We start from the raw sequence: 12,732 nt of genomic DNA on the forward strand, positions 1-12,732 counted from the left end.
ATAAATCGTATCATTCCTTCTTGTAAAGATAATAGGAGATATCTCATACTATACATAGGGGTGAAAATATGAAAATCAGCAAAAATGAGGAAGAAATTTATCAATACATGCGAATCCATCAATTCCATACCCTATTTTCATTTCATGTCTTGCCATATGTAGAGCTGCATTCTTTTCAAACGAAAGAGATGATATGTAGTGAAGGAAATGCTCTCCCTTATCTCTATTACTTAATTTCTGGGAGAGCCAAAATATATATGAGTCATAAAAACGGGAAGGTTTCATTAATTAATTTTATTCAAGCACCATCTTTTATCGGGGAATTAGGATTAATAGGGGTAGAAAATATTACTAAGTCCGTTGAAGTACTAGAAGATTGTGTGTGTTTGGCACTTCCTCTTAAAGATTGTCAGCAACTTTTATTACAAGATGCAACGTTTTTACAGCACTTATGTAAATTTATTGGAGAAAAGACAATTACTCGCACTGAAAATTACGCAAAAAACTATAGTTATCCTTTTGAAAATCGATTAGCTGCTTTTATTTTATTAACAGAGCAAAATAATTGTTATATAGAAAAGCATACCGAGGCCTCGGAATATTTAAATGTCAGCTACCGTCATCTTTTATATGTATTAAATCAGTTTTGCCAACAAAATTATTTAAGAAAAGAAGGCCGAACATATTATATACAAGATCGAAATACATTAGAAAAGCTTGCTGATGAACTAAAAATATAAAAAAACAGCATTAACATATAAACGTTAATGCTGTTTTTTCGAGTGACGAGTATCATTTTAATTAAAATTTACTTGCTACTTTAGCTGCTTCTTCAAGACCTGCAGCGATGATTTCTTCTGCTTTATCTGGGAATTGGTTATGCCCTTCAATAACTACTGTTTCCATGTTTGTTGCGCCGAAGAAGCCCATCATACTTGCTACATATTTAACAGCCATTTCTACCTCAGCTGCTGGCCCTTCTGAATATACGCCGCCTCGTGCATTTAATAATGCAATCTTCTTATCTCCGATTAGGCCAACTGGACCCTCTGGCGTATATTTGAACGTTTTACCAGCACGGTTTAAATAATCAATATATGTGTGCAATACTGCTGGAATCGTTAAGTTCCATAATGGGAAGCCGAAAACAACTTTATCAGCTTCTAGGAATTGATTTAAATACTTATCAGCAACTGCTACTGCTTTTGCTTCTTCTTCTGTTAAATCAAATCCTTTACCTACCTTGAATGTACCATTGATCATGTCTACGCCTACGTATGGTAATTCTTCTTTATATAAATCAAGTTCTACTACTGTATCATTTGGGTGTGCTTCTTTATAGTTTGCTAAAAATGCCTCATATAATTTTACACTAACTGCTTGTTCCGCTGGACGGTTATTTGCTTTAACGAATAAAACTGTTGCCATTATTTATTCCTCCTAGTACTCACTCTTATGTTGTTATATGCTTTCAAAAAAGGTATCCCTTGTAATTGTTGTTTTGTTGCTTACAAACATATTTTATCTTTATATAAAGACAATTTCGTCCTCACATAGACGTATTTTTCCATAAAAAAAGTCCACCTTCTAAAGGCGAACTTGGTCTTACGACTTTCGTCTTATACAATTCCATTTTTAACTGCATATAATGCCGCTTGCGTACGATCAGATAAATTCAACTTACTCAAAATACTACTTACATGCGCCTTAACCGTCTTTTCTGTAATAACTAAAACAGATGCAATTTCCTTATTGCTCATCCCTTTCGCTAATAGCTGCAATACTTCATTTTCTCTCGCTGTTAGCACATCCACTTGAATAGAAGATTCTTCTTCCTTTTCTTCTACAGGTAATGTTTGAGAGAGAAGAGCATTTGCTATATCCGGATGTAATTGAATATTACCTTTATATGCGCTTCGAATAGCCTCAACAAGCTGATCTGGTTCTACATCTTTTAAAATATACCCACTTGCTCCAGCCCTTAATGCAGGTAACACATGCGCCTGATCAGAAAAGCTAGTTAATACAATTACTTTCACATTTGGATACTCTTTTTTTATATATGCCGTCGCCTCAACACCATCCATTTCAGGCATATATAAATCCATTAATATAACATCGGGATTTGTTTCTCCTACTTTCACTAACGCTTCTTTCCCATTATTCGCTTCTCCAACTAACTCTAAATCTTCCTGTGTACTTAAGAAAAATGCTAATCCTTTTAAAACGACTGTATGATCATCAACTAACAATACTTTTATTTTCACAAACTTCCCTCATTTTCACATCATAATGGTACATTTACTTTTACGCTCGTTCGTTTATTACTACTTACAATTTTAATTGTTCCACCAACTAATTCTACTCTTTCACGCATCGTAGTCATACCTAGTGATTTCTTTTCTTTTATATTCTTTTCCACAAAGCCCTTTCCTTGATCAACTATTTCTAATGATACATTTTTCTCATTCACTGTAAAATAAATCGTCGCTTCTTTTACACCTGCATGCTTACTTACATTGTTCAGTGCTTCTTGGCCTATGCGCCACAAAGCTTCTTCTACTACACGAGGTAAATCACGAACACCCGTAACTTGCTCCCTAATTTTCAGTCCCAAATTTTCACCGTACTGCTTTAGAGCTGGCAATAATCCTTTTTCTAATCCTGCCGGACGAAGCTGCCAAATTAATGTCCTCATTTCTTTCAAAGCTCCTTGCGCAAGTTCACGCATCTCACGCAAAGATTGATCTACCTTTTCATTTTTACCTTTTAAAACTGCCTCGGCGCCTTTTGTCATGAAGGTTAATGAAAATAATTTTTGCGAAACAGAATCATGTAAATCTCTTGCTAACCGATTTCTTTCTTCCATTCGTACAAGTTCACGGCGCTGCTCGTTTAACCTCAAATTCTCTATTATTAACGAAACATGGTTCGATAATGCTTGAATTACGTCTATTGTATTAGCATCAAACTCTCCATTATTCAAACTAACACATAAAACACCAAATATATGGTTTTGAATATGTATTGGTGTAGCAATAACAGTTTGATTTAGATGCACATTATGCCCTATTTGATGTTTTATTAGAACTGGTTCATCTTGCTCTAACGCCTTGTTGGCCGCCTCTTTTACATCCTCTTGTAACTCTTCCTGAACGTAAGACGCTCGCAGAGATAATTCTTTTTCCTCCCTAATAAAAAGCGCTACTTGATTCCATTGAAATACTTCACCTACGTGATTTACCACCTTTTCAGGTAGTACATTAAACTTATGAATCATTTTTAAATCTTGAATGAAACGCTCTAATTTCACATAATAATGTGCTCTTCTCTTTTCATTTTCATATAATTTTGTTCGCTTTAAAGCCGTACCAATTTGGAAGGCAACCGATTGGAGTAATACTAATTCTTCTTCTGAAAAATGTGTTTTACCCGGACTTGCAACATTTAACACCCCAAATTTTTCTCCCCCAGCTTTTAAAGGAACCGTAGCATGATGAAGAATGCCCTCCGTATCCCCCCAATTATATTCAATTGCATTATTAATTCTTTTACATTCAATAATATTAACGGCTCTCTCTAATTTTCCATCTACAAAACCTCGTAAACACCAACATTCACCTTCGCACATCGGGCGTTTATTTTCATATGTAAGTGCCTCTGGTAATTGATAATCAATTAACTTCGTATACTTCCCATTTTCATCCGCAAGAAAAATCCATCCTGTCGTTAAACCTGTTACACTTAGCAATTTCTCGAGGACAGCTTGCAATACATGATATGTATCATTTGATGTATTTAATGTTTCTGCAATTTCCTTTAATATAACTAATTCATTCGTACGATTATCTCGAAACATACTCATTCTCCTGCATACAAGATTTTAAATAGCTCTTAAAATAAATCATCTACTTTTCACTTTGTACTTATTCGTAACATTGATATAATGGTGAAAACATAGTTTTCATTATATCACTCGAGGGGGCTTTCATAATGACATTAAATAAAGCACTTACTATCGCTGGTTCTGACACAAGTGGCGGTGCTGGTATACAAGCAGATTTAAAAACATTCCAAGAACTGGGCGTATACGGAATGACATCTCTTACAACAATCGTAACGATGGATCCACATAACGGTTGGGCACATAACGTATTTCCAATCCCAGCTTCTACATTAAAACCACAATTAGAAACAACAATTGAAGGTGTTGGCGTAGACGCTTTAAAAACAGGTATGCTTGGATCAGTAGAAATTATTGAAATGGTTGCAGAAACAATCGAAAAGCACAATTTCAAAAATGTAGTAGTTGACCCTGTTATGGTATGTAAAGGTGCAGATGAAGCATTACACCCTGAAACGAACGATTGCTTACGTGACGTTCTTGTGCCAAAGGCATTAGTTGTAACGCCAAACTTATTTGAAGCTTACCAATTAAGCGGTGTGAAAATTAATTCTCTTGAGGACATGAAAGAAGCAGCGAAGAAAATCCACGCTTTAGGTGCCAAATACGTACTAATTAAAGGCGGAAGCAAACTTGGTACGGAAACTGCAATCGACGTCCTATATAATGGAGAAACATTCGATCTTTTAGAATCAGAAAAAATTGATACTACAAATACACACGGCGCAGGTTGCACATATTCTGCTGCAATTACAGCAGAACTTGCAAAAGGAAAACCTGTGAAAGAAGCAGTAAAAACTGCTAAAGAATTCATCACAGCTGCTATTCGTTACTCATTCAAAATTAACGAATACGTAGGTCCAACTCACCATGGTGCATATCGTAAATTCGTTGTATCAAAAGAACTTGTCTAATATATAAATAAAAACACTCACAAGGTTCATACATTGCCTCTGTGAGTGTTTTTTATAAGCTTTATGTCTTCCGGTCATCTTATCTTTAAGATGCAGAGCTGACCTTATTTCTACCATTTCGTTTCGAGTAGTATAACGCATCATCCGCCGCTTGAATAAATTGCTCTGATGCCCCTTCATACTCTGAAACCCCTACCGAAACTGTAATTTTTATTTTTGTTCCATCTAACAATTCAAATGAATGTTTTTCAACAGCTATACGAGTTTGTTCCCCAACATGAATTCCATAAGCTATTCCTTTCCTTGGTATCAAAAGCGCAAACTCCTCTCCACCCTTTCGAAAAACCAAATCCGGAAATGCTGACATTTCTCGCAAAATATGCCCTACTTGTTTTAACACTTCGTCTCCCGCTGGGTGCCCATACGTATCATTTACATGCTTAAAATGGTCAATATCTATAAGTAGTAAACAAAGTGAATCATTTTTCAACTGTTTATTACTTATATGACGATTCATCTCTAAATCAAACTGTCTTACGTTTCCTAGACCTGTCAATGCATCTATCGTTGCGTATTGCTTCATCGTTTGAAATAGCTCATTGGATTGTAAAACATAATTTGCACTTATGAATGTTATGTAACCTGTAATAATACTAGAAATTAAATATAATCCCACTATGTGGATCTCTTTAATTAACCATATATATAACGCTGGGATTAGAATAGATAAAATATATGCGTGTAACCATACCCACTTTTCCCCTAAAGAAAGCTTCATACGCGAAATAAAGATACTCCCTATTCCTATCGCAATGATTGTATAAAAGGCCACTTGAGAAGCTAATGAATAATCCATAAACAACAGTCTAGTTACTAAAATCATAATAATTGTTATGGTACTCGCTATCGGCCCTCCAATAATAACAGCTAGAATAACAGCTAAGTAGCGTAAATCCAATAGGATGGTACCAACACGAACACCGAAATACATTAGTAATATACCTAGTATCCCAGTAAAAATGCCTACTACACATTTCTGTCCAAAAGAGAATCCTTCTTTTAACGGCTTATCTCTTAAAAGCTGACCTCCAACAAAAATAAAGGAAAGAATAATTGTTGTATTTACAAATAAGTCCTTTAACATAAAATGATCTCCTTACTTTTCTATCTATCCCTTTCCTTACTTTATTGTATACGAAATCCCTATAATTCCCAAAGTTTTTATTTATTTTTTGCTGTTCCACGTGAAACAGCAAAAAATAAAAAGGGCGAAAACTCGCCCTTTTCATTAACAACAGCGTGATATTTTTCCACCCTTTGCGTTAAATCTTGCTTCTTGTGCCTCAGCAAAAAATTGCTTTTGACATAAAACCTCTTCTTCAGGATGATGCTTTTTCATATGCTCCACATATACTTCATAACTTGGTACCCCAACGAGCAAACTAATAAAGCGTTTTCTTTCCCTCCATACTTGCCACAGCTTTTTAAGCATAGTTCCTCGACTCACTTTCATCTCTCGGAATATATGGTGCCTCCTTTAACGGCATTGGCTTATTTCTTAATACTTGTATCCAAATTCGAAGTGCTGAAATTAACACAGCGATTACAACTATCATAAAAATTCCGCAAAGCGCTGCATCAATATAATCATTGAAAATAATTTGCTTCATTTGAGCGACATTTTTAGCTGGCGCTAACACTTTTCCCTCATCTAATGCTCTCTGAAATACCTTTGCATGCGATAGAAATCCAATTTTAGGATTTTCATGAAATAGCTTTTGATAACCTGCCGTCATTGTTACAATCAGCAACCCGACAGTTGGAATAAGTGTTACCCAAACGTACGCCTTTTTTCTCATTTTGAACAAAATTGTCGTTCCAAGTAATAATGCAATACCTGCTAGCATTTGATTTGCAATACCGAAAAGTGGCCATAATGTATTAATTCCACCGAGCGGATCTATTACCCCTTGGTATAAGAAATATCCCCATCCTAATACACATAATGTTGTAGCGATTACATTCGCTAATGTAGAATCCGTTTTCCCAAATGGCTTATATACATGCCCTAAAATATCTTGAATCATAAATCGGCCGACACGCGTTCCGGCATCAATCGTTGTTAAAATAAATAGGGCTTCAAAGAGAATCGCAAAATGATACCAAAATGCCATCATGGCCGTTCCACCTATTACTTGTGAGAAAATATATGCCATACCTATCGCTAGTGTTGGCGCACCACCTGTACGTGATAAAATCGTTTGCTCTCCAACATTTACAGCGAGATCTTTTAGTTCATTTGGTGTAATAGCAAATCCCCATGAGGAAATAACTTGAGCTGCCTGCGAGACATCTGTACCGATAAGTGCTGCGGGACTATTAATTGCAAAATACGTTCCCGGTGTTAATACACAAGCTGCAATCATCGCCATCGCTGCTACAAACGACTCCATTAACATTGCTCCATAACCGATTGGCTGTGCGTGTCCCTCTTGCTCAATCATCTTCGGCGTCGTACCTGATGAAACAAGAGCATGGAATCCAGACACTGCACCGCAAGCAATAGTAATAAATAAGAATGGGAATAAGTTTCCAGAGAACACAGGACCAGTTCCATCAATAAATTTCGAAACTGCTGGCATTTGTAAATCTGGTGCTACAATTAAGATACCGATTGCTAACCCTACAATTGTTCCAACTTTTAAAAATGTACTTAAATAATCACGTGGTGCTAAAAGCATCCAAACTGGTAATGCAGATGCAATAAATCCATATACAATAAGCATAATAGCAATTGTTTCACCACTAAATGTGAACATACTTGCAAGTGTTGGATTTTCTGCTACATACTGTCCTCCAACAAGAGATAAAATAAGTAGGATAATACCGATTACTGATCCTTCTCCAACACGACCAGGCCTAATATAGCGCATATAAACTCCCATTAAAATAGCGATAGGAATCGTTGCTGCTATCGTAAACATTCCCCAAGGACTTCCGATTAGTGCCTTTACTACGACCAACGCTAATACTGCTAATAAAATAATCATAATTCCTAAAATACCTATCATTGCAATTAGTCCTGTAACAGGTCCAATCTCATCTTTAATCATTTCTCCTAACGATTTACCATTACGTCTCATTGAAGCGAATAAAATAACAAAATCTTGGACAGCCCCCGCAACAACTACCCCAACAATAATCCAAATGATCCCTGGTAAATACCCCATTTGTGCCGCTAAAATCGGTCCTACTAAAGGTCCCGCTCCAGCAATCGCTGCAAAGTGATGTCCAAACAATACCCACTTATTTGTTGGAACATAGTCTTTCCCATCATTTAATGTATGGGCTGGTGTTTGCCGATTATCATCTAAATTAAAAACCTTTCTCGCTATAAATCTACTATAAAAGCGATAAGCAACTGCATATACACATACGGCAGCTACTAAGAGCCATACAGCATTAATGGTTTCACCTTGTGATAAAGCTATTACCCCAAAAGCACCTGCTCCTACTGCTGTAATAACGCCCCAAAGTAAGATCGATTTCAATGTCTTCACATACAATTCCCCCAATACTATTTCTTAGTGGAGATTGTACTAAATTTTCTGAATATTTAACTTGAATCCTCCCTATCATGAAGGATTTTCAGTTTATCATGTTAAAATACTCTCATTATCTACTATAATTCAATGTTATTTCGAAGGCGTTTTACATAATTACGACTGACTGGAATCGGTTGCTCATCATACCTATCTAAATACAAATTATACGTGCCATTATAATAAGGTTTCAGTTCTTTTACATATGACATATTAATTAAATAGCTTTTATGTACACGTAAAAAATCATATGCATTTAGCTTATTTTCTAATTCCTGAAGTGTATATGTTGAAATATACTGATTATTCGTTGTGTAAATTGAAACAGTTTTATTTTCTTTATTTTTACTTACATATACGATATCTTCTGGAAGAATATATCGTATGCCCTCTTGACTTTCTATCGGTAGTTTTCGCAAATAACTCTTTGCTTTCTCACCTTGTTCTTTACCTATTTTATATAAAAGAAATTGTAAATCTTCTTCACAAAATGGTCGCAATAAATAATAAAATGCTTGGAAACGAAAAGCTGTAATAGATTCTTCTATGTTTTCACCTACAAAAATAAATTTTGTATAGCAATTTATTTCTCGTAATAAACTTGCATATTCAAAACCAGTACCATCTAGTAATTTGGAACTTAAAAAAACAAAGTCTGGTATATGTTTTTTCATCATAAATAAAGATTCTGTTCCTGTCTTTGCTTCAAAACATTCTACATTTCTCATATTTTCAGTGAAATTTTCAGCTAACTCTCTTCTCTCTTCTGCCTCTTCCATAATCAGTAAAATTTTCATTTCTTCAACCACCTAATTCTTTGTCCATATGTCCTGTTGTATACATTCGCTTTTATAAGAAATAATCCCTTTTTCTTACTATACCATTATTTATCTAAAAAAACAGAAAAAAGGAAACCACTTCGGTTTCCTCTCCCCCTTTATCCCGTACTAACTGCCTATAAAGAGCCGAGTAGTGTAGGATGATAAACGATCCAGGATACGTTTAAATTTTCACTTTATACTAATTCTCGTTGCTTCGTTTCCTGTCCAAGTATTATTACAGCGAATACACCAATTAAAATTGATCCACAGAAAATCGTAAATATTAATGATAGTGAAGCTTCTGAGGCAACTAAATATCCCACTAATAGTGGCCCAAGAATACCACCAATACGACCAAATGCTGCTGCCATTCCTGCACCTGTACCACGAATAACCGTTGGATACTGCTCAGGTGTATAGGCGTATAATGCTCCCCAAGCACCTAAGTTAAAGAAGGATAGTAACATACCTGCCACGATTAATACTGTTAATGAATCCGCAACCCCAAACAAATAAGCACTGCAAGCTGTCCCGATTAAATACGTAACCAAAACAAATTTACGACCGAGACGTTCAATAAACCAAGCAGCTGTGAAATATCCTGGAAGTTGAGCTAACGTCATAATAAGTACGTATTGGAAACTTTTTATTAAACTAAATCCTTTTAGCACCATTACACTCGGTAACCAAAGGAACATTCCATAATAGGAAAAAACAACACAAAACCATAGAATCCATAGCATAATTGTTGCTTTACGATATTCCCCAGACCAAACTGATTTTATATTTTCAATAACAGATGGCCTTTTTTCAACTTTTTGGAACCTTGGGGAATCCGGTAAATTCCATCTTAAATATAAAGCATATAATGCTGGAGCTGCACTCAATACCATCGCAACTTCCCAACCATATTTAGGAATAACAAAATACGAGATAAGAGCTGCAATTAGCCATCCACCTGCCCAAAAACTTTCTAATAAAACAACAATTTTCCCACGCTCATGCGCTTCAACACTCTCTGATACTAGTGTAGAGGCAACCGGAAGCTCTCCGCCAAGCCCCATACCAATTAAAAAGCGTAAAACGAGAAACATCGCAAGTGTTGTTGTTAATGCAGTTAAACCACTACCGATAGAAAATAATAATAATGTAATAATAAAGACTGATTTTCGCCCTATTTTATCTGATAGTATCCCAAAAATAAGCGCTCCTACTGCCATACCGATTGAGTTAATACTGCCTATCCAGCCCATTTCTTGCGTACTTAATCCCCAATCCTTTTGCAAGGCTACCATTACAAATGAAAGCATTCCAACATCCATTGCATCAAATAGCCATCCAAGCCCAGCTATACCAAGTAGTTTGCGCTTCGAAATTTCTTTTACCTTGCCCACTAGAAGTCCTCCTCACACAGGTGTCTTTACACATCATTTTACATGTGTGAATTGTATAAGTAAAATACTTTTGTGTAAAAAATTCTCCTTCATCATTCCCAAAAAGTAAAACGTCTATCCCGATTGGTGAGAGCTAATAATCAGTGGGGATGCCTCACTGATTAAAGTTTCAATTTATTAAAAATGAACAAATAAAAAAAGCAGCGATATTTCGCTACTTTTTCGAACGCATTACTTCTTTTAAAAATTCCGCTAATACTAACTGACGACGCCAGCGTGTTGGATTACTGCATAATCTATAAAACCACTCTAAATGAATCGCTTGAATCCATTTTGGTGCACGTTTTACCTCTCCAGCCCATACGTCTAAACTTCCACCCACTCCAACAGCCATTTTCGTTTCTAAACGATGCTTATTGTTTTGGATAAAGTTCTCTTGTCTCGGGAAACCAAGTGCAACAAGTAATAAATCTGGTTTTGCTTCTTGAATGCGAGAAATAATATTCTCTTCGTCTTCTTGTTTAAAATAACCATCTTGTATACCAGCGATGGATACAGCTGAATATGTCTTTGTTAAATGATCTGCTGCAGCTTGTACAACATGCGGCTTTGCACCTAATAAGAAAACAGATACCGGCTTACTATCTTCTGATAACTTCGCAAGTAAATTACACATTAAATCAAAACCTGCTACACGTTCTTTTAAAGGTGTACCAAGCATCCCGCTTGCCTTTACAACCCCAATACCATCAGGTGTAATTAAATCTGTATTCAATAATGTTTGATAGAACTTTTCATCCTTTTTTGCGCACATAACAATTTCAGGGTTTGCTGTTACTACCTGAAACGTATGAGTTCGCTTCGCTTCTAGTTGTTCTTTTAAATATTGGACCGTTTCATCCATTGTCATTGTAGAAAAAGGAACGCCTAGAATATCAACTGTTTGTACTGCCATTGTTAACTATCCTCTCTATCATTACAAGTTTTTCGCTATTAATTGCTTATATGTTTCCTTTGTATCTTCATATAGTTTTTGAAGTGAGAAGTTCATAGTAGCATGCTCATAAATATGTTTACCCATTGCTGCTAACTCTCCAGTTTTCCACTTATCATACGCTTCTTCTAAAGCTAATGCTAATGCCTTTCCATCACCTGTTGCCACAATCCATCCGTAAGTTTCATCTACGATTAATGGTTCAATTTCTCCAGCCCTAGTCACAATTGATGGTACGCGTTGATTTGCCGCTTCTAATAAAACTAGTGGGAACCCTTCACTATGGGAAGTTAATAAATTTACATGTGACGACGCAAATAATTGTTTTACATCTTGACGATGTCCTAAAAACTCTACTTTATCGTTAATCCCCTTTTCAGTAGCTAATGACTTTAGATTTTCTTCTAATGGGCCATCGCCAACTAATAATACTTTAATTTTCTCTAATTTTGTTTGTTGTAACGCATCGAATAAAACTTCATGTCCTTTGACAGGATGTAATCGTGCTACTTGGATTGCCGTAAATACATCTTCATCAATATTGAACATTTCTTTTTTATTATAGCCTTTTGCTTTTTCCTTATCGTATTCAATTCCATTATAAATAACATGCATCTTTTCATTTGAAATACCTAATGCTGCCAGGCTTTTTTTCAATCTATTTGTTACAACGAAAAATAAGTCTATATTTTTTAAGGCTTTCAAATTTAATTTCGTAAAAATCCAACCTTTTAAGCCCTGTTTAGTAAAGTCTTGAAATGGATCACTATGAATAGTCGTTACCCATTTTGCCTTTATTCTCTTTTTCATTAAAGAAACATAGAAATTAGCCCTAGGGCCATGTGTATGAACTACATCAAATTTTTCTTTATTAATAAATTCACTTATATTCTTTAAAATGGATAAATCATAGCGCGATTTTTGTGAAAACACATGGACTTTTATCCCTAACTCCCTTGCTTCCTTCGCAACAATTCCATCTTCAAATACTGCTAATTCTACTTCACCAGTTGGAAACTGATCGAGAAGTGAAATAATATGTGTTTTCCCTCCCCCATCTTCTGCTCCTGCATTCATATGCAATATTCTCATATTTTTTCCTC

12 protein-coding genes are annotated in these 12,732 nt (G+C 35.5%); 2 read left to right on the top strand and 10 right to left on the bottom strand.

The window, feature by feature from the left end:
• Positions 1–68: 68 nt before the first annotated feature.
• The gene (locus V7S45_RS26695) at positions 69–740 is read left to right on the top strand and encodes a transcriptional regulator YeiL (RefSeq protein WP_000703327.1); all 672 of its coding nucleotides are present in this window, start codon (positions 69–71) and stop codon (positions 738–740) included.
• A gap of 61 nt (positions 741–801) precedes the next feature.
• Here V7S45_RS26695 and V7S45_RS26700 read toward each other — a convergent pair whose 3' ends face one another.
• The 3 genes from V7S45_RS26700 to V7S45_RS26710 all read right to left on the bottom strand — a co-directional run bounded on the left by V7S45_RS26700 (position 802) and on the right by V7S45_RS26710 (position 3,859).
• On the bottom strand, positions 802–1,428 hold the full coding sequence (locus tag V7S45_RS26700; RefSeq protein ID WP_000246735.1) for an FMN-dependent NADH-azoreductase: 627 nt from the start codon (positions 1,426–1,428) through the stop codon (positions 802–804).
• A 191-nt stretch (positions 1,429–1,619) separates the two neighbouring features.
• Complete coding sequence (locus V7S45_RS26705) at positions 1,620–2,267, bottom strand: response regulator transcription factor (RefSeq protein ID WP_000695801.1); 648 nt, start codon at positions 2,265–2,267, stop codon at positions 1,620–1,622.
• Between the two features lie 20 nt (positions 2,268–2,287).
• The gene (locus tag V7S45_RS26710; RefSeq protein ID WP_342761603.1) at positions 2,288–3,859 is read right to left on the bottom strand and encodes a GAF domain-containing sensor histidine kinase; all 1,572 of its coding nucleotides are present in this window, start codon (positions 3,857–3,859) and stop codon (positions 2,288–2,290) included.
• A 134-nt stretch (positions 3,860–3,993) separates the two neighbouring features.
• Between V7S45_RS26710 and pdxK the strand changes: the two genes are divergently transcribed.
• Entirely contained in the window at positions 3,994–4,818 is an 825-nt protein-coding gene (gene pdxK, locus V7S45_RS26715; protein WP_342761604.1) for a pyridoxine/pyridoxal/pyridoxamine kinase, read from the top strand.
• Between the two features lie 85 nt (positions 4,819–4,903).
• On the opposite strand, the gene V7S45_RS26720 is transcribed toward pdxK, so the two are convergent.
• The 7 genes from V7S45_RS26720 to V7S45_RS26750 all read right to left on the bottom strand — a co-directional run bounded on the left by V7S45_RS26720 (position 4,904) and on the right by V7S45_RS26750 (position 12,721).
• A complete protein-coding gene (locus tag V7S45_RS26720; RefSeq protein ID WP_342761605.1) occupies positions 4,904–5,962 on the bottom strand; it encodes a diguanylate cyclase in 1,059 nt (352 codons plus the stop codon).
• A gap of 144 nt (positions 5,963–6,106) precedes the next feature.
• Positions 6,107–6,310 (bottom strand): YbdD/YjiX family protein, encoded by a 204-nt coding sequence (locus V7S45_RS26725; RefSeq protein ID WP_000914505.1) that lies wholly within the window; start codon positions 6,308–6,310, stop codon positions 6,107–6,109.
• On the bottom strand, positions 6,303–8,378 hold the full coding sequence (gene cstA, locus V7S45_RS26730; protein WP_342761606.1) for a carbon starvation protein CstA: 2,076 nt from the start codon (positions 8,376–8,378) through the stop codon (positions 6,303–6,305). Before cstA ends, V7S45_RS26725 begins: the two co-directional genes overlap by 8 nt.
• A 122-nt stretch (positions 8,379–8,500) precedes the next feature.
• The gene (locus V7S45_RS26735) at positions 8,501–9,217 is read right to left on the bottom strand and encodes a LytTR family transcriptional regulator DNA-binding domain-containing protein (protein WP_342761607.1); all 717 of its coding nucleotides are present in this window, start codon (positions 9,215–9,217) and stop codon (positions 8,501–8,503) included.
• A gap of 218 nt (positions 9,218–9,435) precedes the next feature.
• On the bottom strand, positions 9,436–10,635 hold the full coding sequence (locus tag V7S45_RS26740; RefSeq protein WP_342761608.1) for an MFS transporter: 1,200 nt from the start codon (positions 10,633–10,635) through the stop codon (positions 9,436–9,438).
• A 214-nt stretch (positions 10,636–10,849) separates the two neighbouring features.
• Positions 10,850–11,590: a WecB/TagA/CpsF family glycosyltransferase gene (locus tag V7S45_RS26745; RefSeq protein ID WP_086408449.1), complete on the bottom strand. Its 741-nt coding sequence runs from the start codon at positions 11,588–11,590 to the stop codon at positions 10,850–10,852.
• A 21-nt stretch (positions 11,591–11,611) separates the two neighbouring features.
• The gene (locus tag V7S45_RS26750; protein WP_001221228.1) at positions 11,612–12,721 is read right to left on the bottom strand and encodes a glycosyltransferase family 4 protein; all 1,110 of its coding nucleotides are present in this window, start codon (positions 12,719–12,721) and stop codon (positions 11,612–11,614) included.
• Positions 12,722–12,732: the final 11 nt, after the last annotated feature.

This window comes from Bacillus sp. BR3(2024) (assembly GCF_039134555.1).
In the GTDB taxonomy this organism is placed as follows: Bacteria; Bacillota; Bacilli; order Bacillales; family Bacillaceae_G; genus Bacillus_A; species Bacillus_A cereus.